This window comes from Brevibacillus sp. NRRL NRS-603 (genome assembly GCF_003013445.1).
GTDB lineage: Bacteria > Bacillota > Bacilli > Brevibacillales > Brevibacillaceae > Brevibacillus > Brevibacillus formosus.
In genome coordinates this window covers 17,822-41,795 of the sequence record NZ_PXZN01000024.1, presented here as the reverse complement: position 1 = coordinate 41,795, position 23,974 = coordinate 17,822, and the positions used below count along the sequence as shown (strand labels likewise).

The 23,974-nt window shown below is 48.8% G+C and carries 22 protein-coding genes; 5 read left to right on the top strand and 17 right to left on the bottom strand.

The features are described 5' to 3' along the window. Positions 1-157: 157 nt before the first annotated feature. From C7R94_RS19290 to C7R94_RS19270, 5 genes are all read right to left on the bottom strand, one after another. Positions 158-1,537: a sigma-54-dependent transcriptional regulator gene (locus tag C7R94_RS19290; protein WP_106783773.1), complete on the bottom strand. Its 1,380-nt coding sequence runs from the start codon at positions 1,535-1,537 to the stop codon at positions 158-160. Then, entirely contained in the window at positions 1,527-3,731 is a 2,205-nt protein-coding gene (locus tag C7R94_RS19285) for an ATP-binding protein (RefSeq protein WP_106783769.1), read from the bottom strand. Before C7R94_RS19285 ends, C7R94_RS19290 begins: the two co-directional genes overlap by 11 nt. After that, positions 3,728-4,723 carry an ABC transporter substrate-binding protein gene (locus tag C7R94_RS19280; RefSeq protein WP_106783767.1) on the bottom strand — a complete coding sequence of 332 codons (996 nt, stop codon included), beginning with the start codon at positions 4,721-4,723 and terminating at the stop codon, positions 3,728-3,730. The genes C7R94_RS19285 and C7R94_RS19280 overlap by 4 nt, the downstream gene beginning before the upstream one ends. 127 nt (positions 4,724-4,850) lie before the next feature. Continuing rightward, complete coding sequence (gene yunB, locus C7R94_RS19275; RefSeq protein ID WP_106783765.1) at positions 4,851-5,576, bottom strand: sporulation protein YunB; 726 nt, start codon at positions 5,574-5,576, stop codon at positions 4,851-4,853. A gap of 67 nt (positions 5,577-5,643) precedes the next feature. Beyond that, positions 5,644-6,819 carry an MFS transporter gene (locus C7R94_RS19270; protein ID WP_106784136.1) on the bottom strand — a complete coding sequence of 392 codons (1,176 nt, stop codon included), beginning with the start codon at positions 6,817-6,819 and terminating at the stop codon, positions 5,644-5,646. 398 nt (positions 6,820-7,217) lie between these two features. Between C7R94_RS19270 and C7R94_RS19265 the strand changes: the two genes are divergently transcribed. Next, positions 7,218-7,697 carry a cysteine dioxygenase gene (locus C7R94_RS19265; RefSeq protein WP_047073042.1) on the top strand — a complete coding sequence of 160 codons (480 nt, stop codon included), beginning with the start codon at positions 7,218-7,220 and terminating at the stop codon, positions 7,695-7,697. Positions 7,698-7,713: 16 nt separating this feature from the next. Here C7R94_RS19265 and C7R94_RS19260 read toward each other — a convergent pair whose 3' ends face one another. Together C7R94_RS19260 and C7R94_RS19255 are read right to left on the bottom strand one after the other, a co-directional pair. Next, on the bottom strand, positions 7,714-9,030 hold the full coding sequence (locus tag C7R94_RS19260; protein WP_106783763.1) for a globin-coupled sensor protein: 1,317 nt from the start codon (positions 9,028-9,030) through the stop codon (positions 7,714-7,716). 123 nt (positions 9,031-9,153) lie between these two features. Further along, positions 9,154-9,945 (bottom strand): hypothetical protein, encoded by a 792-nt coding sequence (locus C7R94_RS19255; protein ID WP_106783760.1) that lies wholly within the window; start codon positions 9,943-9,945, stop codon positions 9,154-9,156. A gap of 401 nt (positions 9,946-10,346) precedes the next feature. Between C7R94_RS19255 and corA the strand changes: the two genes are divergently transcribed. Then, positions 10,347-11,282, top strand: coding sequence for a magnesium/cobalt transporter CorA (gene corA / locus C7R94_RS19250; RefSeq protein WP_047073047.1), 936 nt, complete (start codon positions 10,347-10,349; stop codon positions 11,280-11,282). Here corA and C7R94_RS19245 read toward each other — a convergent pair whose 3' ends face one another. Further along, complete coding sequence (locus tag C7R94_RS19245) at positions 11,283-12,377, bottom strand: HD-GYP domain-containing protein (protein ID WP_106783759.1); 1,095 nt, start codon at positions 12,375-12,377, stop codon at positions 11,283-11,285. A 158-nt stretch (positions 12,378-12,535) separates the two neighbouring features. Between C7R94_RS19245 and C7R94_RS19240 the strand changes: the two genes are divergently transcribed. Further along, positions 12,536-13,549, top strand: a complete 1,014-nt coding sequence (locus C7R94_RS19240) for a DUF2804 domain-containing protein (protein ID WP_106783757.1) — start codon at positions 12,536-12,538, stop codon at positions 13,547-13,549. Positions 13,550-13,621: 72 nt separating this feature from the next. On the opposite strand, the gene C7R94_RS19235 is transcribed toward C7R94_RS19240, so the two are convergent. The 5 genes from C7R94_RS19235 to C7R94_RS19215 form a co-directional block, all read right to left on the bottom strand. Beyond that, positions 13,622-13,924: a YunC family protein gene (locus C7R94_RS19235; protein WP_047073052.1), complete on the bottom strand. Its 303-nt coding sequence runs from the start codon at positions 13,922-13,924 to the stop codon at positions 13,622-13,624. A 71-nt stretch (positions 13,925-13,995) separates the two neighbouring features. After that, a complete protein-coding gene (locus C7R94_RS19230; RefSeq protein ID WP_047073055.1) occupies positions 13,996-14,235 on the bottom strand; it encodes a DUF6154 family protein in 240 nt (79 codons plus the stop codon). A 47-nt stretch (positions 14,236-14,282) separates the two neighbouring features. After that, a complete protein-coding gene (locus C7R94_RS19225) occupies positions 14,283-15,737 on the bottom strand; it encodes a bifunctional metallophosphatase/5'-nucleotidase (protein ID WP_106783754.1) in 1,455 nt (484 codons plus the stop codon). 24 nt (positions 15,738-15,761) lie between these two features. Continuing rightward, complete coding sequence (locus C7R94_RS19220) at positions 15,762-16,586, bottom strand: sulfite exporter TauE/SafE family protein (protein ID WP_106783751.1); 825 nt, start codon at positions 16,584-16,586, stop codon at positions 15,762-15,764. A gap of 20 nt (positions 16,587-16,606) precedes the next feature. Then, the gene (locus C7R94_RS19215; protein ID WP_047073061.1) at positions 16,607-17,464 is read right to left on the bottom strand and encodes a DUF72 domain-containing protein; all 858 of its coding nucleotides are present in this window, start codon (positions 17,462-17,464) and stop codon (positions 16,607-16,609) included. Positions 17,465-17,515: 51 nt separating this feature from the next. Here C7R94_RS19215 and C7R94_RS19210 point away from each other — a divergent pair, with 51 nt between their 5' ends. Continuing rightward, complete coding sequence (locus C7R94_RS19210) at positions 17,516-18,022, top strand: M67 family metallopeptidase (RefSeq protein WP_106783749.1); 507 nt, start codon at positions 17,516-17,518, stop codon at positions 18,020-18,022. On the opposite strand, the gene C7R94_RS19205 is transcribed toward C7R94_RS19210, so the two are convergent. Next, positions 17,953-19,356 carry an aspartate kinase gene (locus C7R94_RS19205; protein WP_106783747.1) on the bottom strand — a complete coding sequence of 468 codons (1,404 nt, stop codon included), beginning with the start codon at positions 19,354-19,356 and terminating at the stop codon, positions 17,953-17,955. The genes C7R94_RS19210 and C7R94_RS19205 overlap by 70 nt on opposite strands. Before the next feature lie 186 nt (positions 19,357-19,542). On the opposite strand from C7R94_RS19205, the gene C7R94_RS19200 reads away from it, so the two are divergent. Beyond that, on the top strand, positions 19,543-20,295 hold the full coding sequence (locus tag C7R94_RS19200; protein WP_106783745.1) for a polysaccharide deacetylase family protein: 753 nt from the start codon (positions 19,543-19,545) through the stop codon (positions 20,293-20,295). Positions 20,296-20,357: 62 nt separating this feature from the next. On the opposite strand, the gene C7R94_RS19195 is transcribed toward C7R94_RS19200, so the two are convergent. The 3 genes from C7R94_RS19195 to C7R94_RS19185 form a co-directional block, all read right to left on the bottom strand. Further along, positions 20,358-21,899, bottom strand: coding sequence for a flotillin lipid rafts scaffold protein FloT (locus C7R94_RS19195; RefSeq protein WP_106783742.1), 1,542 nt, complete (start codon positions 21,897-21,899; stop codon positions 20,358-20,360). Further along, positions 21,899-22,438, bottom strand: coding sequence for an NfeD family membrane protein (locus tag C7R94_RS19190; RefSeq protein WP_106783740.1), 540 nt, complete (start codon positions 22,436-22,438; stop codon positions 21,899-21,901). Before C7R94_RS19190 ends, C7R94_RS19195 begins: the two co-directional genes overlap by 1 nt. Positions 22,439-22,525: 87 nt before the next feature. After that, positions 22,526-23,962, bottom strand: coding sequence for an aminotransferase-like domain-containing protein (locus C7R94_RS19185; protein WP_106783737.1), 1,437 nt, complete (start codon positions 23,960-23,962; stop codon positions 22,526-22,528). Positions 23,963-23,974: the final 12 nt, after the last annotated feature.

Genomic DNA, 23,974 nt, shown 5'->3' with positions numbered 1-23,974 from the left:
GGTCTCACTCCTCCATGTTGATCGTGCATTCACACCATGAGAGTAGCAAGAGGCATGCCAAACTATAAAAGCAAGAAAACGAACGACTTGGCGCTCCCAAACTGCAAGAAAAAGAAAAGACCATGCCAAAATGTCATGGTCAGTATGCGACAAAATGTCACGGTCGCAGCTCGTACTCTTCGATTTTGCGATACAGATTACGTACGCTGATCCCCAGCTTTTCAGCTGTCTTGGTCTTGTTCCATTGCAGAACGTCCAGCACATGCTTGATATGTTCTCGCTCTACATTTTTCAGTAAAAATACCTCTTCCTCTTCCGTTTCTGCTGATGAAAGGAGCTTCCTATCTGACGGGTTGTGAAGTACTGGCTGTTCGTGAGGAAAGAGATCCTTGTCCTCAATCTCCACTCCTTTTGCCAAAACGACAGCGCGTTCAATCATATGAGCCAGCTCCCGGACATTCCCTGGGAATGAGTAGGCCAAAAGAGCAGCCTGCGCTTTCAAAGAAAGCGGTTTGACTGGGTACTTGCGCTTGAGTCGATTCAAAAAGAAAGCGGCCAGTGGCAAAATGTCCTCTCTTCTCTGGGTGAGGGGTGGAATCGTTATATCCATGACATGCAGCCGGAAATATAGATCGGATCGAAACGTTCCTTCTTCCACTTTCTTCTCCAGATCGGCATTGGTAGCAGCAATGATACGGACATCCACCTTGTGCAGAATCGGGCTCCCTATTCGGCGAAATTCACCGGTTTCCAGAAAACGGAGCAGCTTGACCTGCAAAGGAAAAGGCAAGTCCCCTACTTCATCCAAAAAGAGTGTCCCTAGGTGGGCAATCTCTACCAGTCCCTTTTTCTGAGCAGTTGCGCCTGTAAAAGCTCCCTTTTCATGCCCGAACAGTTCACTTTCCAGCATCGTTTCTGGTATCGCCCCCAAATTGATCGGCACGAATGCCTCTGATGCTCGCTCACTACATTCATAAATGAGTCTCGCGATGACATCCTTCCCTGTCCCGCTTTCCCCTTTTAAGAGAACGAGAAAATCCGTACTGGCTACTCGCTTGGCCGTTGCTAGGACCTCTTTTAACTTCGGGCTTTCCGCAACGATTTGAAACGTCGTTTTCCCATTTGTCGATAGAACTTCTCTCAACTGTTGGTTTTCCTCGGTCAATTGCTGTTTTTCGAGGGCCTTGGATATCAGAACCTCCAATTCATTGAGGTTGTAAGGTTTTGTCAAATAATCATAAGCGCCGCGTTTCATCGCTTCGATAGCTGTTTCGATGGTTCCGTGTCCCGTCACCACAATGATTTGAATGGCAGGTGAGGCTTCCTTGCACCATTGCAGAAAGGCGAGACCGTCCATCCCGGGCATTTTCAAATCAAGCAGAATCACATGTATCGTTTCACTGGTCACTAGCTTCTGTGCGCTGATTCCGTCAGGTGCTTCCAGCGTGGTATATCCCTTTCTCTTTAATCGACTGGTTAATAGATGGCGGAAATCTGCTTCGTCATCAACAATGAGTATACGAGTGTCAGCGTGCATCTTTTGTTCCTTCCCCCTTTGCCGATGGCAGGATGACCGTAACAGTCGTGCCTATGCTTGGCGTACTTTCGATCTCGATTTCTCCGCCTAAATTCGTCACAATCCCGTAGCAGACCGATAACCCGAGACCAGTTCCTTTTCCAGGAGGCTTGGTTGTATAAAAGGGCTCCAAAACATGTGGCAAATCTGCTGCAGGTATACCGCATCCATCATCTCTGATCCGCAAACGGATTTGATCATTCGATGGAGAGTCAGTTGCTATCTCAATATTTCCATGCTCCTGGATCGCGTACAGCGCATTGGTTAACAGATTAAGCAAGATCTGCTGAAGCTGTCCGGGCGTAGCGAGAAGAAACGGAGCAGAGGCCGACAGGGATTGGTTCACGGTTACCTGTTTGACACGTATTTCATGGGACAGGAGGATGAGAATGTCTGATAGGACTTGATGAATATTTACTTTTTCTTCGGTAACGGGTGATTTTCCCGAAAAGTGCAGCAATCGAGTCGTGATTTCCTTGCAACGGTTAATTTGTTTGTCCATCGTATCCAAGTATTGGGTAAGCTCTCCTGTGTCCTGTAAATCTCGAATATCCTCATCCACCAGACGGTCTCGCAAGTCTTGTCCATACAACGATAGAATGCCTAATGGATTATTGATTTCGTGGGCGAAGCCAGACGCCAAGAGTCCAATAGCAGCGAGCTTGTCTGCTTGTGCGATTGCGGCTTCTAGCTCTCGTTTCTCCGTGATGTCCTCGATGACCTCCAGAAAAGCAGACGATTCTTTTTCCGGATGCAGAGGGAAAACCTGATGGCGATAAGAACGGACACGTCCATCCTGATCGACTCTGGAGGAAATAAGGTCAGTCTGCTTTTCGTTTACCATTTGTCGCGTTCGAAGCATGCAACTGCTGCATGAACTGAATTGCTGACCAATCGTCAGATGGCAGTCTTTCCCTAGGAGATTAGCTGTATCCTGGAACCACGCTGACGCCGTTTGGTTAATCCAGCGAATGCGAAAAGACTCATCTACGAGAATCAACCCCATCCCCATGCCACTGACGACTAGATCAAGCCGTTTCTTTTCTTCCAGAAGCTGATTGGTCTTCATCTCCAGACTCTGTGCCATTTCATTGCAGGACGCTGCTAGTCTGCCAATTTCATCTGAGGTCGTTACTGGTATTCGTACGGATAAATCGCCACCTGCGATTTTTTGCACAGCGGATTCAATCTTTTCCATTAATCGGCTAAACGAGACAGAAAACACAATGCTAATCCCCAACACGATAAGTGCGATGAATAAGGTCGTAAAGAGCAGAGATTGTTCTAATTTTGAAAAGGCAGCAAACGCCGTTTGGCTCGACTGTTCCAGCATAATGACCCAATGTGTGACTGAGGAGCGCATCGCATAGTTGACCATGACATCTCCATTGGAAGCTTGATATGTACGGATAACAGGCTTTTCAGTTCGATCTGGCAGTACCCATGAGGGAGGAATCGCTTGTTCATAATAGGTCAAAGAGCCATCAGAAGGCTTGCCCAACATAAACGGATCTGCAAACCTATCGCTTTTCCCATCCGTGACGAATAAATAGGCCTCGTTTTCATATCGCGCTCGCAGTGTGACCTGTTCGAGCAACTGTTTTACATTGAGCTTTGCGTACATGCCGCCTTTTACACCGTTGGCAGATACATGAGGGATCGCAACAGTTACCAGCAGCTTCCCTTCCGCTGATCGGACAATGCTTCCGATGTATGGTTTTCCCGACTGGATCGTGGAAAGAAGTTGGTTGTCTTTCTCCTTAGGTGTGTCCAGCCTTTGGTGTTTCCAGCGATTCAGCATAAACTGCGGCTCTCCATCCTGATGAAAAAGCACGACCTCCTCTATGTAAGGGGAGGTTTTCAACAACGTATTTAGTAAGAAATAAGCATCATCATCGCGAGGGCGCTCATTGAGAAAACGTTGCTGGACCACCTCCATGGATTGGGAGGTATGTAAAAAAAGCATATCCAACTGTGCCAACGTATTTTCCACGTAGATCTGATTGGCTCTGTCTACCTCTTCTCGAACCTTTTCTTTACTGGTATGCAAATTGATATAACCAAGAATCAGAAAAGGGAGGATGGACATGCATAACCCAAACAGGAGCATCTTTGTCTTCAGTCGATTGATACGCGGCAGTCTGCTCCTCCTCATTTGTTCCTCACTCCATACCAGTCTTGTGCCAGTGACCACTGTTGGTCGGTTACGGTAATCGGAAGCTTGGACAAGGAAGTGGCATTGACAGCCAGCCGCACGTCATCCGGCCATTCGATTGACAGAGCGGTAGGAGGGACTCCATCCAACACCCGAGCCACCATATGAGCAGCCTGCATGCCTTGTGCATGAAAGGAGACGCCGTAAGCGGCATACAAGCCAGCCTTCACCTGCTCGGGGTATGCGCCCATGACAAACAATTGCTTCTCGATCAAAAGAGGCAAGCAATCCGTAATCGCGTCTTCCAGAACATAGCTAGGTAAAGGAAGCATGGCGTCGTATTCTCCTGGAGAGAGCCTACTGAGCAATTGCTCTAAATCTTTTGGGGAAGCAACCTGCTTCACCTGCAAGTGAACACCAAGCAAGGTTGCAGCTGACTCTGCTTCTACGATGGCTTGCTCTGTCGTAGGAGCATGAGAATCGGCAATGATCAGAATGCGCTTGGCTTCAGGCAACAAACGAGTTGTCAGCTCCAATCTTTTCCCAATCACATTCATTTGGCCATTGCTGATTCCACACGTAACCGTCCCCTCTGTCTCAACAAGCGGCAGCTCGACCATTGAGGCGACACCAATAAAAACGATAGGAACCGTCGTTGTCTCCTGTTGAATCAAAAAGGTCTCGTGCGCTCCAGTCGTGACAATTACATCCGGCTTTTTTGAAATCAAACTCTGGACAAGGGAGCGCTCCTCCTCTTGCGTCTGAACCGTATTCAAATAAACGGGTACATACTGAACACGCGCTCCTTCACTGAGACCTAACGATTGCAATCCAGCCTTTAATCCCGCTACTTTATCTTTTCGATCCTCATTGGCAATCACAATTCCTATCGTGTACAGATCGACGTCCTGTTTTAGCTGACTACTGGACCAATCGAACAAAGTTCCTGCCACTAACAAGATGAAAAAGAGGATTTTCTTTTGTTTCTTCATAGGTATCACATCCAACTCTCATCATAGCGGCAAATGATTGCTGAAAATGTGAATAATTAACAAACCTTGGCCAATGTATTATGAAAAAAGCGACAGCAATGCGCTGCCGCTTTTTCCTATTCAACGATTACGGAGTGCCGTCTGGTGTATCTCCAGGGGCACGCGGCACATCCGGCTTGCCTTCCGGGTTGTTGTACAAATACGTCGGTACATCGCCAATGATCAAGGAGTGGGTGATCGGGATTTTCGTCGTGATCGTCTGCTCCTCAGTCGCAAAAGGGATGACGATGCGCAGATCGACCTCTACGAAAATATAAACCGTCGCCAGCACCATATTGATGCCTGCTTCCTTCAGCTCTGTCTCAAGCTTTGTCTTGACCGAGCCGATGGGCACGAAAGTCACTGGCAAATTCGGCCCCATCGATGCCAAAAAGGAGTTTCCGGTAGCCAAACCAAGCGGGATCGTGCGGTCTACTTTTTCTTGCTCGAACTCTTGGAGCTTGTTTTGGACTCTCGCTGTTGTTTCGCCCACGATTCTTGCATATTCCTTGAAGTTGAATTGATACGCCTGAATCTGCCCCTCGTTGTTCTTCTCAATTTTGACAATCTGATTGAAGTCGACGCCTTGCTGCGAAATCCGCTTGGTTACGGCATCTGTTATCGCTTCTTTCGCCAATTGCTCGGCTTTTTGCGTCGCCAGGATCAAAAGAGTAGGTTCCAATCGATTTTGCAAAAACACAAGGGTCTGTATCGTCAAAACAAAAAAGATAATGAACGCGATCAAAAACGCTTTCGTACGTGAAAGCGGGTTTCTCCAACGCCGACGGGGTCGAAATACGGCCAATCCCGACACCTCCCAACTGGTACATCCTATGGTTAGAAGGTGGAAAAAAGACTACGTGTATCGAGAGGCCAGATTTCTATTTTTTTGGAAAAAAAACGAGATACAAGCCAAATCCGATCAGCCCTGCGACAAACATCAATTGAGCAAAGACCAGCATCCCAACTAAAGTGAAGGCACCCGCCAAGAATGGAGCTATGAGAAAACCAACGAAGTACCCGCTTCGACTCAAAAGCCCCTGCACCCCCATCACCTTGCCGCGCAGCTCGTTATGGGCTTGTTGCAAAAGTGTGCTCTCATAAACCTGCGCTGCCCCGGAAAAAAGACCCGCGAAAACCAAGAGCAATAGCACAGACACAGCATGGTTTGCCGCGAATGCCCCTACGATGCCCACGGAAAAAACAGCATAAGCGACGAGCATCCCATTCACCAGCTCCACCCGCAAACGAGCTGCCACATAGGAGCCAATCAAGGCTCCGACGCTCATTGCCGTCCACATCAATCCGTGAAGGGTAGCGTCACTACCACGCAATTTGTCCGCCAAAAAAGGCAACCCGTAATTATAGGCAGACGTACTGAGCGATACGAGAAAAGCTAACAGGCTAATCGTCAATAGCACAGGTGTTTCCCGCAAGTAACGGAGGGTGACACAAAAACCGCTCGCTGCTTTTCCCCCGATATTCGCATCAGAAAACGTAGCTAGCGCATTGTCCCGCTTTTCCTCCCAACGAAGTCTCGTCAGAATCCACGCAGAGAATAGAAAGCTGGCGGCATCCAAGATGATCACAATGATATAACCGTAGTGGTCTGTCAGCCATCCTCCCAGAATGAAGCCTATGATGCCTACCAATGACTCCAGCCTGACCTTTAATCCATTGACCTGGACCAGTTGCTCACTCCCAAATATTTGTGGCAAGGATGCCTGAAAGCTAATATGAAATAGCGTATACAGCATTCCATTGAGAAAAGCCGCTGCGATTAATACATACGGCGTCGGATAAAAAGCGATGGCCAAAATAGCAAGACCTGCCCCCATGTCGCTTGCGATCATGGTACGCCTTCTGTCCATTCGATCAGCCAATATGCCTGCCAAGGGACTAAACAGCATTCCTCCTAGTTGTCTTGCAACGAAAAAAGCAGTCATCCAATAAGCACTATGTTCAAATGTAAAAATCAATGCGCTACACGCGATCAAGTTCATGCGTGATCCCAAGGATGACAACGCATTGACATACAAATACCATTTTATATTCATCTGCATTCAAACCTCCCGATCATGACAGGTGGTTTGAATCAACGCCCCCCTCTAGTGGGTGCGTACACTGATTATGGCAGTTGACATGCGCATGCCTCCTCTTAAATGAAAATCAGAATGCTCTTGTTCTCGAAACATTTGATGGGGGACGTTTCCCCAAATCGTCCTGTACGGCATTTGTTGCCGTACCTTCATAATAGGTGGTGAGTGAGCTGGTTGTCGATAGCACAAAAAGGACGCTTTTTCTAAAAAAGCGCCCTAAACCTCAAGTAATCCTGTTGATTTACAATGTAATAATAATGGTAAATAATTTCCTTTTGGCCAAGCTCAGACTATCACTACTCTTGAAATTTGATCATATGGTGTAGGAAGTATGACTTTCGTTTGGGAGGTTATTTATGAATCTGGAACGTCTGGAACAAGCATTTGGGGCCCTCGTTTCGCCTACGCCTGCCCAGCTTAGACGCGCTCTTATTTCCTTGTCTCCTTGCATGGAACAACTCGGTCCATACATCCCGGAGCCGTTAAACCTGCCTTATGGACGCAAAGTATTATTCTCCACGCCACATGTAGAGGTTGTCTTGATCCATTTGCCAGCAGACCAGGAATCCATTCCGCATAATCACGGTGACTCTTTTGGATGGGAATTGGTAGTCTCAGGCACGTTAACAAATATGATTTATGTCCAAACGAATAATGAAAATGAAGTTCAACGAGCACAAACCACTCATGTCAGCACGGGTGAATGCTATTTTGTAGAGCCTGGGGAAATTCACGCCATCCGCAACAATGGACAAAGTCCGGTTGTCTCCATAAACGTTTACAGTCCTCCATTGCGCAATTGCCGCCAATATTGCCCCTTTGAACCGACAACGTAATACTGATTTTTCTTTTCTACAGGTTTTCTGTTATTTCCGATAGCTCATCCGCAGAGCTGGCTACCTGTGCCACCGCTTGGTTCATATCCTCCATGACTTTAAAGAAGTTTTCCAGCTCCCGCTGAATCCGTGAGCTCTGCTCTTTACTGTCTGAGACAGCGCTCATAATTCCTTCAAAAAAGGCATTCGTCTCGTTTACTACCGTCGTGCTCGATTGTACCAGCGCCTGGATTTCTACCACGACCGATGAGAGGACTGCTGTCTGTTGGTTCGTCTTCTCGATCAGCTCACGAACACCAAATACTGACTTTTTGGTCTGTTCTGCCAGCTTGCGCACCTCATCGGCAACGACGGCAAATCCGCGTCCCTGTTCGCCAGCACGTGCTGCTTCAATCGCAGCATTTAGCGCCAAGAGATTTGTCTGCTCGGCAATCGCCGTCACGACCTCTACAATCCCTTGGATTTTTTCTGCGTTTTCCTCCATTGCGTTCATTTCTTCCGAGATTTGCTTGACGCTGCTCTGAATCAAGCACATTTGTTCCTGTTGTTTTTCTAGCTTCTCTTTGCCTTCACGGGAGAGGTCTTGTGCTTTCGTGGAAAAGCCCGTGCCATTTTCTGCAAAACGGAGCACTTCTCTCGACTGTTCTGTTAATTGCACAACAGACGCGCTGTTTTCTTCTGAGACCGCTGCCAGCTCATGCGCTGAATTGGTCAGGAGGATTCGCAGCTCGTCCTTTTTGTCTTGATCCGCTCTCCGTGCCTTTTCATGCTCGTTTTCATATTCCTCCAGCACAATTTGCTGTTCGATGCTGAGAATCTTCGTGACAGCTGTGAGAGCTTGTACGAATTCGTCCTTGTTCGGGATGTTTTTTTGCAAGAGATCAATCAAGGAAACCATAATGTTTTGGAATGCACCCAAGTACCATTTTGGTTCCAAGCCAATTCGCATATGTATAACCGCAATTCTACTGCGCTGTTCAATGTAAGCGCTGTCGATGCGTCCGCTAAACATTTCGCAGATATGGCGGTTCAACGTTAACTTCAACCGTTCAATCGTGCTGTTTTGGTTTACAATCTTCATTAAAAGCGGCTCTTTCTCAATACTGGCATAAAAATAGTCCACAATAGCGTCAATATTTTGAATGATAAGTGGCTGAAGTGCTTTCACAATGCTCAGTTCTTCTTCGGTCAGGTTGATCATTGCTAGTTGCTTCGCAAGGGTGCTCTTCCCTACAACTTGCACTTCCCCCTTTTCCTTCACCCCCTGAAAAAAAGATTCACTTTTTCCTTTCCCTTTCAAACCAAAAAAGGTGGAAAACGGACATGTGCTCATAGCCTGAACTCCTTTTATCCGAGTACATATATCTCTGGAATATCCTTTCAATTATATACCCCTTTACAAACGGGTGTAAACCGTCCACCTTGACAATGGACGGTTGAATGAGCCTAGCTACGCCTACATTTCCGCTTTCCTCACAACTACTCGCTGCAGCTTCCAGCTTGTCTTGTCCCACTTCCAGTACGACTCCACATAGGCGATCGTATCGGCGTTGGCAATACCGCTGACTCTCTGCTCCCCTTTTAATTCACAGATGCCATCGCGGTTCTCATCGATAGGCATGAGTACACTGAATGTGTTAGGCATGACCTCTACTGGAGAAACCAGCTTCCCGTTCTTGTAGACACCATTTTCTTCATAGATTTTTTTGCGATCAGACAAATCGAGAACGACAGTCTCCCCCGTCTCCTTGATCGTCAATGGCACCTTGTATTGGTCCTGATAGGAGCCCGAAATCGTCAAGGACTGTGGAACAGGCAGAATCGCCGGCTTGTTGTCCTTGTCTGCGAACAAATAAAACTCAGACGTCCCTGCGCTACCCCCAGTCGGCGCCTGAAGCAAAATTTGCTGCACACCCCCTCCGGTAAAATCACAAAAGAACATCTCCGGCTGATAAGCGCCATACGGTGTTGTAAAAAAGGTTGTTTTTTTCGCAACGGGGTCTTGAACCATGATTTTTAAGTGTTCAAAGTAAGGACTGTCTGCCGCAAACCTCTTTCCTAGCAATGTTATAAGATCCGGTCGACCATCGCCTGTCACATCCTGCCGTTTGATCTGGATTTCCTCAAAAACAGTCGGAGGAGGCTGTACGTCTCTCGTCTCCAAGGCAAGAGCTGCTTGTCCCCACCCGGCTCCCGTCAACATCCATACGATACAGCCAATTATACCTGCCCTCTTGTTTGTCCACATGTCGATACATCCACCTTTTCATCTGTTCAGCATATCTGTAGTATGCAAAAAATGGCTTTGGTCATACCGTCCTAAACGGTAAAATAAGAGAGAGGGATCGTAGAAAGTGAGAAACACTATAGCAATGAAACATGCGGTATTATTTGGAGCGACCGGACTCATACGAATCAAAGGAATTACCACAGCTAGCAGCAGCGGGAAAAAGGACGGGTTGACGTTCATACATATAGGATGAAGGCTTTCATCAAGGAGGCGAACTTGCATGACGACTCCCAAGCAACAGCGTCCATCAAAGGCTCCGCCTAGCCGCCGAGCACTTCGCTCTGCTTATGAACTGATTCTCACACAAATCTGGCCCCGTCTCCCCACCGCAACCGAATCCACTTGCAGGAGAATCGAACATGAAGATCAGACTTGTACAAAACGGAATCATCACTGAAATAGAGGACATCGAAGAGACTACTACTCCACCTGTGAACGGGTTTTACTGGATTCATGCCGCGCCATTCGATTTGGATATTTTACAGCCGCTGTTCGGACTGCATCATCTGGCTGTTGAGGACTGCATCGACGAGGAAGAACAGCGGCCCAAGCTGCAAAACTACGATGATCATTACTTTATGGTCATCAATGGTATTACCTTCCACAATCATGATATCTTCCTGCGTGAGATCAATATTTTTTTGGGAAGCAGCACCATCATCACCGTAACGAAGCAGGAGGCCCCGGAATTCACTACCATGCTGTCGATCATCCGGGAAAAAGAAGTGAATCGCCCCGATGCGTTTCTGTACTACCTGGTAGATCAAATTGTCGATCGTTATTTTGATGTGACCGAAAAAATTGAAGACCTGCTTGAAAATCTGGAAGAGCAAATTTTGATGCACACGAAAAAATCCCATCTGGATCAAATTATCGGGCTGCGCAGTGAAATCTTGTACGCCCGTAAAATGCTCGTTCCCCAGCGGGATTTAATTGACGCCTTACATAAAAAAGAACTCCCGCTCATTCAACCTTATCTGCGGAAGTACTTTGGCGATATTGTAGAGGATGCCAGCAAAATTGTAGAGAGCTTTGAAGCTTTTCGCGATCTCATCGGGAACTTGCGCGAAGCGTATCAAGCGGCGCTTGCTGGCAGAGCCAACGATATTATGCGTGTTTTTACCGCCTTGACGACGATTTTTATGCCGTTGACGATTGTGACCGGTATATACGGGATGAACTTTGATGTAATGCCTGAGCTGCGTTCACCCTACGGCTACTACATCGTGCTGGGATGTATGGCGGCTATCGGCACGACGATGTTTGTCATTTTTAAAAAGAAGGACTGGCTCTGATTATACCAAATCGCCACTGGCGATGATCATGAGCGTCAGCATTTTGGACAAGTCATACTCATAGGGATGCTCGATATCCCGACCTTCCTCATCCACCAGCACTCTGATGATCGGACGGCTCGGCATTCCCTTGTTCGAGTCGACGACGACACCAGACATGCCATTGTTCAGAGTGACGGTCAGACCTACAGGGTAGAGAGCAATCGTATTTCGCAAAGCCTCTACATACACTTGGTCAAACAGTTTGCCTGAACCGGAGTAGAGCACCTCCATCGCTTCGTGAGGGAGCATTCCACGACGGTATACCCGATGCGACGTCAGGGCATCGAATACATCCGCCACTGCCATCAAGCGACCAAACGGATGAATCTCTTCCTTTTTCAGGTGCCGGGGATAACCAGAGCCATCCCAGCGCTCGTGATGCTGAAAAGCGCAGTGGGCTGCAAGCAACGGGATGTCGTCTTGCCGACGAAGCATTTCAAAACCGATCTCCGTATGTCTTTTCATGATTTCAAACTCTTCTTGCGTAAGGCGGCCCGGCTTTTTCAATATGTTGTCTGGGATATGCACTTTTCCGATGTCGTGGAGCATACCGCCAATACTAATCTCCAACACGTCTTTTTCCGAACAGCCCGTATTTATGGCGAGAGCTGTACTATACAAGGCAACGTTAAATGAGTGCGTGAATATGTAATTGTCGAAGGCGCAAGCATCTGCCAATAAATTCATGGCTGAACCACAGTTGTTCAATTCATCCGCAACGGCTTGCATGACATCCCGCAGCTTACGTCCCAAACCTTTGTCCGAAAAAAGCTGCTGCCATTTGTCCGGGACTTGATGAACAGTTCGGAATGTATCATGAATCAGGGACATTGCTTGTCTGCGAGTATTTTCGGAAATGACTGTCTCCACGATGATATCATCCGTGCGCTTGTCTTGGATGTAGAGACTGTTCACGTTTTTATTTTTGAGTCGAGCTATCATTCGTTGGGTTAGTTCTACTCCGGCGCCAACGAGAATCGTTCCATTCTCTGTATAGATGGAACGAGCCAGTTTATCACCCGGCTGGCATTTTTGAATGGATTTCAGTCGCATTTCCTTTCCTTCGCCTTTCCTCAGGGTATCCCTATTATAGCGTGATTCGACTTGATTCTACATGAAATTTTTTCTAGATTTTCTTTCATGTCTATCGAGGAAAAACACTTGAGACGCATTTGTCTGGAAGAATCCTTGTTTGCAAAGGAGATGATCGTATGCCGCTTATTGAAAAAGAATTAACGCAGCCTCTTTCCTTATGTGATCAGAATGGTCGCTTGCTTCCCGAAGCGGTTGGCTGGTCCCGTTATCCGTTGCATGACTGCCAATTTAGCAGGCATTGGCTTCGCCGGAAAAAATGGAATTTTTGGTTTATCACCGCGCCTGAATGTGCGATGTCGATTGCGATGGTCAATCTGGATTACGCTGGCATTGTCTTTGTCCATTTTATTGATCTGACGACAGGAGAGACCGCGGACAATGCCGTTACGGTTCCTTTTGGTGCAGGGATTCGGCTTGGTGCCGCCGTAGATGAGCCTTGCCATTTTGCGAGTCGCAAGCTCTCTGTCTCCTTTCTGCCAAAAGCCAGCGGAACGAGTGTAGAAGCGACTGCCATTTGTCCCGGCGATAAGCATCTCTCGCTCAACATCGTGATTGATCCACCAGCCGAATCCTTAAATGTCGTGATTCCGTGGAGTGCGGAGCGCTTTCAGTTCACGTCGAAGCAAGCGGCCCGGCCTGTGCATGGCACCATTGCCTATAACGGGAAATCCTATTTGCTCGATCGGCAGAATGCTTTTGCCAGTCTGGATTTTGGGCGTGGCGTTTGGCCGTATCACACTCGTTGGAATTGGACGACCTGCTCTTTCCGTCATGCGGAGGGTGTCGCAGGCTTTAACTTTGGCAGAGGCTGGACGGACGGAACGGGAATGACCGAAAATGGCTTGATGATCGATGGTGTCCTCTATAAGCTGAGTGAACAAATTCGTTTTACCTACGATCCTGACAACCGGATGCTCCCTTGGACGCTTGCGAGTGAAGAATCGTCTGCCGTACGCCTTACCTTTACACCACTTTTTATTCGAACCGAGCACAAAAATTTTGTGTTGGTGCGAACCACTCTGCATCAAGTAATCGGCCGATATGACGGGACACTCTCAACACCTGATGGAAAAATAATTACGGTGCAAAGCAAGATCGGAATCTGTGAAGAACAAAATGCCCGTTGGTAAAAAAGCGTGAGAAAACTAAAAAACCTTTGTCCTGGGACAAAGGTTTCTTCTATAGGCAAACCATTTGTTGTTTTACAGCATTTTCACGACAGCATCCCGCCCAATCATGCCAGCCGTAATCCCCTTCTTCTCCGCCGTCGTCGTCACGGACTCCAGCGGCGCATCCAGCAATTCCTGTATGGTCTTGACCCCCACCGCACGACCGGCAAGAATTTCTCTCGCTGCTAACCTTTCGTTTAATAGCCCCACATCCAGCGCTCCACACATGATGTAGCCATGATCGGTCGTTACAGCCAATAGCGTCGTCTTGGGCAAACGAACGGTGACAGCAATAGCCGTCCCCTCTGGAAAGTGGATTGGCACTACCTCGACCATCAAGATTCCTCCTTTTCCTGTCATGTCTGTTGGCGTTACCATCCTATGACATTCAGAAGAGAAATGTGAGGTTAATGCATCATGGTTGTGGGGGATTGTTCATCATCCATTGCAACCTTTCGTTTCATCACTTCAATCATATACGTCGCGAGCATGTGAAATAGCTCTTCCTCGTCCATTTCCTCGACCAAGTCCAGCAAATCATCCCGAGACTGTTCCGCGAGAATGCCGACGACAATCGCTGTAATGTCCTCTTCATCGCCATTAAAATGTCCTTTGTACAGCTTGTATACCTCATCAATGAAGCGCATCGCTCGTCTCCTCCCGTTTTTCGATAGCATTCCCGAAAACCCGGTCTCTACGATTGGTTTTTTGACGGGGACGATATCTTTTCCCAACGTGGACGAAACGCATTTTGCAGCATCTGCTGGTCCTTGATCGTGGTGGCGAGCACTTCACGCAGCATCTCGGGCAAGAAAAACGTAACCTCACTGCCGAGCAGCAAATCAGGAAACATGCGATTGTACATAAACATGTCGATCGTCCCGACTCGATACAGACGCTCGCGATCAAGCGGTTGCCCGTTGACTTCAATCTGGATAATTTGCGGCTGGTCATCCTCGCTGTAGCGGATGTGCAATCCGTCCACACACATCCAGCCTTCTATTTTGCCGCGAAAGCCGTACCCTCGCAGCTCCCGATGGACCATTTCCGGTTGAATGGCTTGCTCCAGAACAGTGGCGAGCTGCGCGCCTGTAATCGTGACCGCACAGGCATTGATCGGGTGGGGCATACTGTGCAGCAAATCAGCAAAAGACAAGCTCCCACGCGGCAAATCTGCAAGCAGCAGCCCTCCATTTGCCATGCCGATCTCAGCACCGGTCCATTTGCGAATACTTGCTGCAATGAAGGAACCATAGGGGGTCTCCTCCGTCCAGCCTATGTGCATGTCTTGCTCCAGTTGAACAATCGGCTGAAACAAACGATTCTCTGCCCATGCTTTTTCACGCTTAATGAATTGGTTCAATGATTCGTCTACCTGATACTGTTCTGGCTGTAGAAGCTCTGCTTGCATATCTGTAATCCTTCTACGCTTCCCGTCCCAAACGAGCTTCACATGACCGACATACTCGCCAAATCGCCCAGCTTGTGTGATCAAGGTGCCTCCCAGGCGTTCTCCATGAGGCAGCACCCGGTGGGAGTGTCCGCCCAAAATGATATCCAGCCCATCGATTTCATTTGCCAGCATACAATCTGTCTGATAGCCGAGATGCGAAAGCAAAATGACAACATCCACTGACGAGCGCAGCGCGGCAATCTGCTCACGCAAAATCGGGATCGGTTCCTTGATCTCCCATCCCATACTTTGATAAGAGGGACCAAAGGGAATCGTCATCCCCAAGATCGCCAGCCGCAGCTCGCCTACGGTATGAATAGCGTACGGTACAGCCCAAGACGGGACAGAATTTGTTGTCGGTTCAAACAGATTGCCCGTAATGATCGTGAAGCGCGCATCTGTGTACAGTTCATTCAGCTTGTCTTTCGGGAGTGTGATGCCTTCGTTGTTTCCGATCGTCGCGTATTGAATCCCGCTTCGGTTCATGATCTCGACGTTTGTTTTCCCAAAGCTCGCTTCCGATCGGATATCCATTCGATCCATATGGTCTCCAATATCGACCGCCAGCACATGCTCTCCCTTGCCCTCCCACTCTTCTCGGTGCTTGCTCAGGCAGGTTGCAATTCGCGGCATCGTATCAAAATGGCTGTGCAAGTCATTCGTGTGCAAAATGTGTAAGGTACAGGTGTCAGCCACGACTTTCCCCTCCCTCTCGTCTCATTATCCAAAAATCGCTTCTCCGATCATTTGTATGGCAATTCCCAATATCAGGACACGCAAAAACAGCACGATGGTGCGACCTTTCATTTTACTGGCGGCAATCGCTCCGAGCTTTCCGCCCGCCCATGCTCCAGGTGCGAGCATCGCCGCATACAGCCAGTGTACGTTGTCGTGGAAAATATTCGTAATTGATCCAACCACGGCTGATAAAAAGATGACCACCATAGACGTAGCCGTGGCAATATGCGGCGGGAAGCGAAACAAAATCATCATGGCTGGAACCATCAGGATGCCGCCCCCCACGCCAAATAGCGACGAGGTAATCCCGACAAAGAAGGCAATCGTAATCACGGACCATTTGCTATACCCGTACACATATTCATTTCCTTCGTTGTCGACGAAGTGGCGTTGGACTTCCCACTCGATGCTGCGTGGTTTGATTTTGTCTTTGACCATCAATACGACGAACATGCAGAGCTGAAACAAGCCAAACAGCAGCGAAAAGCCCTCCACTGCTAGTAATGTATTAAGATACACGCCCACAATAGCACCTGGGGCACTCCCGATAAAAAAGAGCATAGCGCTCTCTTTATCTACTCTTTTTTGCTTGAGATAAGAAAGGGAGGAAGATAGGGCCGTTACCGCAATCACAATTAGCGAAGTCGCCGCTGCTACTTGTGGGTTCATCGATCCAGGCATGTACCAGTTCCCAAAATATAGCAGGGCGGGCACGAAAAAAATCCCACCACCCAGACCCGCAATACTGCCAATGATGCCAGCCACGACTCCGATGATGACAAACAAGATAGCTATTATTGCAAGCATGAAACTTCCCTTCTTTCTTGCTACGTGGAGAACAGGTCCATCTGACGAGGATTCAGACCAGTAGGTGCAAGGCCAAGCATCTCCGAAAATTGCTTCGCATTCGCTGCTGCATCTCCTCCAGAATTATTGTTGAACAAAATGCAGACTTCATCCGCTTCCCGTTCGAGCAGCCTGATGTGTTCAACCCACTCTGCAAGCTCTGTCTCACTGTATCGATATAAATAACGGACATCTCGCCAATTTTGTCCCTCTCCCGGATCTCGCCAGCCCGCTTTGTTGCGCCCATGAAAGCGGACCAACGCCAAGGATGGCTTCGTCACGGCAGGAACAATTGGAACCGAGCCTTTTCCGACTTGCGGTTCATCACATACAACATGTGTCGCTTCGATCTTGTGCAAGAAATCCAGCGTTCGCTCCGAATACCGTGATTCAAACCAGCTTTGATGGCGAAACTCCACTGCAAACGGATACGCCTGCATGGCTTGGCGGCAAGCAGTCACATACTGGACATGCTCTCGGGTACAATCGAACCACGGCGGAAACTGAAACAGTAATGCTTTAAGCTTGCCCGCCTCCACGACTGGCTGAATGCTCTCTTCGAACTGACGAAACAATTCCCGTCTGCTTCCCGAAGCGTCCCCCCGTTGATGCCCCGTCATCCCTTGATGAGGCTTGACGATAAAGCCAAATCGTTCAGGTGTATCCTTCACCCACGATTCGTAATTTCGCTGTGGTAAAATAGCGTAAAAAGAACTATCCACCTCTACAATTGGAAAGTGGCTGGCATATACCGACAGCTTGTCCCGATTGCGCACACCTTGTACGTACAATTCATGCTGATCGCCCCAGCCGCAAACTCCCACATGTATCGTAGTCATCGATTGTTAACCTCCAAATCATGCCGAATAAAGAAGAAGGACGAAAGCCGAATGAAAAATCCCGCTTGGTTGGGTGACCCCTTTGCGATTAAGAATAACAAAATATTCCTGACGAAAAAAGTAGCGAAACGCCTCCTGGCCGAAGCACAAGAGGCGTTTCCTTATGAGTATTCTGCTTTGCTCGCAGGTCGTGGCGCAACGATTACGGCCTATGTACCGATGCCCATCTCACCTGACAAGCACGTATTCGCTTGGGATGGGACAACGTTTCTACAAGCCTTGCAACACATCCGCAAGAACAATCTTCAATGGTTAGGTGTCTTGCATACACACCCCCATACACCGCCAATCCCTTCTGTACGCGACATAGCTGGCTGGCATTATCCCACGCTCAGCTATTGGATTGTGGGACTCGCATCTGCACTGCCAGAATGGCATGTATATCAATGGGTACAGGATGCAAATAGCGGGTTATTTGAAGCACGCAACTACACAATGACAGAAGCGGCTTGTGACGATGAGGATACCACTGGTTCTTCTGCTCCAAAAAACTCTTGATACAATGCAATCACAGCACGATCTGCCTCTTCGGCTTTTACCCCGAACATCATGCTTACTTCTGATGACCCCTGATTGATCATTTCCAAATTGATTTTCGCAGCAGCCAACGCTGTAGTGGCTCTCGCAGTTGTCCCCACAGATTGACGCATGCCCTCTCCGACAATCATAACGAGCGCAAGACTATGCTGAACAGCGACGTCATCAGCGAACAGCTCTCGGCGGATGCGCTCTACAATCCGCTGTTCCTTCTCTTCCGTGAGGTCGCGCTCGCGCAGAATGACGGAGATGTTATCAATTCCAGATGGCGTATGCTCATACGAAAGCTCTTCCTCCTCCAGAATTTGCAGCAGCTTGCGGCCAAAGCCAATTTCTCGGTTCATCAAATACTTGCTGACGTAAATACTGCAAAAGCCGCCGTCACTTGCAATCCCCGACACCCTGTTTGTAGCAGATCCTCGCTCAGCCACAATCATCGTACCAGGCGCAGATGGATTGTTCGTATTCTTGATGCATACGGGTATATCTGCTTGATACGCCGGAATCAACGCTTCCTCGTGGAACACACTAAAGCCGGAATAGGACAACTCCCTCATCTCTCGGTACGTAATCTCTGTTACTTTTTTCGGATCGGCAATCAGGTTTGGATTGACCACATACACTGAGTCGACATCGGTAAAATTCTCGTAGACCTCTGCTTGAACCGCCGCAGCTAGAATCGATCCCGTAATATCCGAGCCACCTCGTGAAAAAGTAACCAGATCACCTGCACGCGAATAACCGAAGAAGCCAGGGAAAATAACGATTCCCTCCCGCTCTCGCAATGCCGCCAATTTGGCATACGCTTCAGGGAGGATATGAGCATTGCTTGCTTCATCCGTAACCAGCATTCCTGCATCCTTTGGATTCATGTAGGTCGCCACCTCACCCAAGCTCTGCAAATAATGAGCAACAACTTTGGCGCATGTATCCTCTCCGGCTGCTTTGACTGCATCCATGAATCTATCTGCGGACAAGCCCGCCTTGTTTGCGAGAACCTCCTCGAGCTCTGCTTCGATCGCCTGACCGATCTCGGCAGAAAGCCCGAGATCTGCCACAATCTCCCGATAGCGCAAGAAAATTGCTTGTTTCGCTTCCCCTATAGGCTCCCCAGCCAAAGATCGCTCAGCATAGGCAATTAACAAATCAGTAACCTTCGTGTCTTCCTTGTGCCGCTTCCCAGGTGCCGATACAACAATCAATCGTCTGTCCCGATCCGCCATAACAATTTGGCATACTTTTTTTATTTGCTCGGCATTCGCCAGAGATGTTCCCCCGAATTTTGCTACCTTCATGATTGATTCCTCCACCCAACTCTCACGTTTTATACTTTTACTAGCTTAAATTATCCACACAAAAAGAACAAGTGTCTTTTCCGCGAGGACACAAAGAATATTCATTAAGATTTGTCGCATAGTAACGGTGAGTACATCATCACCTACAGCTACCTAGTTCGAAAGTCTCTGCAACGAGGTGAACGAATGAATAAGCATATCCTCTTTTTCCCCCTTTTGTTAGCTGTCATTCTAGTTCCTTCCTTCAGCGAGACAGCCAATGCCATTCGGGGAAAAAATCGTGAGTATTACGAAACAAGAGGAGATATCGTTTGGGAAGTGCCGACAGAGAGCAAGGTGATTGCCCTTACCTTTGACGATGGTCCTGATCAGGTATACACTCCTCAGATCGCAGCGTTGCTGAAGCAATACCAAGCGAAATCTACCTTTTTTGTCGTGGGCAATCGCGTGAGCCAGTACCCGGATATTGTCAAATCTCTCGCGAATGATCACCATGAGATTGCCAATCACACTTACAGTCATCCAGATATTCGAAAGCTGTCAGCGAAACGACTGTTAGAAGAGGTGCAAAAAACCCAGGAGACAATCTATTCGACAACAGGGGTTCGTCCCACCCTCTTTCGTCCCCCAGGTGGATATTATGACGAGACCGTCATCGATACAGCCAAGCAAGCCGGTTTTCTCGTGATCATGTGGTCATGGCATCAAGACACACGTGATTGGAGCGATCCCGGTGTAAAAAAAATCGTTAACAAGGTTTTGAACAACGCGCGGAATGGAGACATCGTGCTATTTCACGATTACGGAGGCAATCGCAGACAGACTGTTCAAGCACTCGAGCAAATATTGCCTGAACTAAAAAATAGAGGGTATACATTCGTCACGGTCAGCGAATTGTTGAGAGGATACGGACGTGTGAAGCAGGTAGACTATCCTTGATTTTCTTCCCACAAAAAAGTGCCCCTCGCTAAAAAGGGGCACTACTCTTCTGATCGATTTGATTATTTCTTTTCGTCCTCTGAAATAGAATCGGTCTCAACCTGAACTTTTACAGGTACAGGCGGTTGCTGGGCTGGCACGTTACCACCCTTTTGCATAAAGTCCGAGATCATCTTATTCATATCCAAGCCAGACACGTCTTTCAGCATCTCAGGCAGTTGGGCCATCAGCTTCGTAACATTCCCGCTCAGACGATTGACGCCATCTCCCTGACTGCCTCCCGCATCCACGATCGTTACTTTGTCGATCGCCTTCATTGGCTCGGCAATTTTTTCAGCCAGCTCAGGGAGCATTTTCGCAATAATATCGAGGACAGCCGCATGACCGAATTTTTCAAATGCTTCAGCCAGCTTCTCTTTCCCTTCTGCTTCGGCTTCGAGCTTGAGGCGCGTGACTTCTGCCTCAGCGCTACCGCGGGCTTTTTCAGCCTCGGCAATCGCCAAGCCTTCCAGACGCTTCTGCTCGGCATTTGCTTTTGCCTCAGCTTCAATGCGGTACTTGATTGCGTCTGCTTCTCTCAGCTTCTTCGCTTTTTCCGCTTCTGCCGCCTGTTCCACAGAGTAGCGGTCGGCGTCGGCCTTTTTCTTCACTTCTGCATCATATTGCTTTTCGCGGCGAAGAATTTCTTTTTCCTCCAGCTCGATTTCCTTCTGCTTGCGGACGAGATCGATCTTCATCTCTTCTTCTGTAACCTGCTGCTTGGCGACAGCTTCTTGCAGCTTGTAGGCTTGGTCCGCGCTCGCCTTCGCCTTATCCTGCTCTTGCTTAAACGCCGCTACCTTCAGCTCTTTTTCCTTTTCAGCTTCGGCAATGTTCGTTTCCTTCAGCAGCTCTGCCTTACGTGCCTCTTCCTCTGCCTGTGCCTGCTTGATCCGCGCTTCTTTGTCCGCATCAGCCTGTGAGATGGTCGCATCGCGCTTCACCGCAGCGATTTGCGGTATTCCAAGGGCAGCTAAATAGCCGTTTTTATCCCGGACATCCTTGATCGTGAAGCTGACAACGGACAGCCCCATTTTCTTCAAATCCTTTGTCGCTACCGCTTGCACCTCTTGTGCGAAACGCTCACGGTTCTTGTAAATTTCCTCTACCGTCATACTGCCGAGGATTGCCCGCAAATAGCCTTCGAGTACTTCCTGTGCTTCACCGCGCAGTGCCTCGTCACTCTTGCCCATAAATTGCTCGGATGCGGTCGCTATATCTTCAATCGAGCCGCCAACCTTGATGATCGCTACACCGTCTGCCATGACAGGAACGCCCTGTTCGGTATACACCTCAGGAGTCGATACGTCCAGCTTATGAGACAGAAGACTCAGAAAGTTTGCTTGTTGAAAAATAGGGAGGATAAATGCGCCGCCTCCGCGGACGATCTTCATCTTGCGCCCAGATTCGTCACTGAGTACGTTTTTCGAGCCGAGATAGCTACCCGTCACGATCATGGCTTCATCTGCACCCACTGTTTTGTAACGAGCCCAAAAGGCAATACCCAAAACAAGAAAGACTGCGACGACAACACCTACTATCGTCAAAATGCCGGGATCTACCATCATTTCTCATCTCCTTCGCCAGATTCAGTGTAAAAGGGGATCACATACAAGACATGGTCACGCACCTCGACTACAACGACACGGGTTCCTTGCGGGATAATCTGGCCCTCCAGACTCGCTGCCATATGGTAAGTGGTTCCACTAATCATCGGCAGCAGCACCTCTCCCAGTCCTTCCGCAGGGATCGTCGTCCCGACTTCCCCCAGCTTTCCTCCTAGTTGACTCATGGAATAGCTCGTGGAATTTTCCGCGTGACTCATTGGCTTTACCCACAGGAAGTAAGAGACGAGAGCCAAAGCGATGCCAATGACAGCAGCCAGCATCAACACGACAAGCGTAGCCAGAGAAGTGTACCGTGATAACAGATACCCCGCTCCGCCAAAGGCAGTCATGCCGCTGACCAACAGAATGGGCTGAGCAAAAGGCAGATGCAGATGTCCCAGCCAATCCGAGAGCGCATCGCCAAACAACAGCGAGATGACCGTGTAGATTAGACCAAGTACAAGGCAGACCATGTAGACGGTTTCAAGTACGCCCACGACTGTCCCCCCTTTCTAAAATTGCCTCTATAGTGCATACGAGTGAGGTGGAAATTAGTTTCATAAATAAGGAAATAATCCCTTTTCTTATCGCTTTTTCTGCTGAAGTACTCTTTGGATGCGTTGAATTCCTTCCTCGATATTCGCCGGGCACTCCCACGAATAGGTCAGTCGCAGCCACCCCGCTTCCGCTCCATAAACGCTGCCAGGTGTAAAGACAACGCCCTCTCTGATTGCATCATCCAGCAATTCTTTTTCGTCCCTGGGAGCAAGCAACCGACACCAAATATGATAGCTGCCACCCGGCTCGTTCCATACGGCAAAATCGGAGAGATGCTTGCGCATAGCGCGTACCATCGTTTGTTGCTGCTCCAACAAGTAACGAGACATCCGCTGCTGCTGATTGTTCCAGCTCTCTCGCTCAACAAAATGCCGGGCGAACTGCTGGGAGACGCTGCTCGTGCCAAAGTCCATTTGCTGCTTGGCATCGGCTAGTCTTTCTACGACAGATCTTGGTCCCACCAGCCAGCCAATCCGCAAGCCCGGCGCAATCGTTTTCGAAAGACTCCCGACATACAGAACAGCACCTGTCTTGTCGATGGCTTTGATCGGCTTGGGCGGTCTAGGGCTTCCAGCCAGTGTCAGTGCACCATAAGCGTCGTCCTCCACAAGTGGCAAGCGCAGCTCCTGACAAATATCGAGCAACTGGGCTCGCCGTGTCTCACTTAAAATCGTCCCAGTTGGATTATGATAGGTCGGGTTGGCGAAAACCATGCGAATCCGATGCTCCCGCTGCAAGTCGTAGACAGCCTCGGGTACAATACCGTCCTCATCCATCGGCAGGCGAAATAAACGCAGGCCAGCTGAACTGAATAAGGGCAAGGAATACGAATAGGAGGGTCCCTCCATTGCGATTGTATCTCCAGGATTCAAAAGACAGAGTGTAATCAAATGCAATGCCTGCTGCGCTCCTGACGTCACCAAAATTTCGTCGGAAGAAGCGTGAATGCCGTAGTTTTCTTGCAAATGCACAGCCAGCGCCTCACGCAGACGCGGCTCCCCCTTTGGATGCGCGTACCCCAGCTCAAGCTTGATCTCGTCTTCTTCCCCCGGCGTCATTGGTATCAATGCTGGGATCATCGTCGTTGCCAATTCAGCTTTTGCCAGATTGATGATCGAGGAGTCGAAGCACGCATCCTGAATTCGTTTCGCGAGTGGATAGGCTGGCAAGAATGCCCCGCCGTTCGTGTAGGTATACCAGTTTGGCATTTGTTTGACGCCCCATAAATCACGACTGACCCAAGTACCGCTCCCTTGCCACGATTGCAAAATACCTTTTGCTCGCAATTCTTCGTACGCTGCCGATACTGTCCCACGATTGACGCCAAAGCGCCGCGCCAACACTCTTTCTGGCGGCAGAGATGTACCTGGGGACAGCACTCCTAGCACAATCTGTCGTTCCAGCTCTTTGGCGATTTGCATATAGATCGGAACTCCCGCATCTTTGTCCGGCTTCCATTCCATCCTGATCCGCCC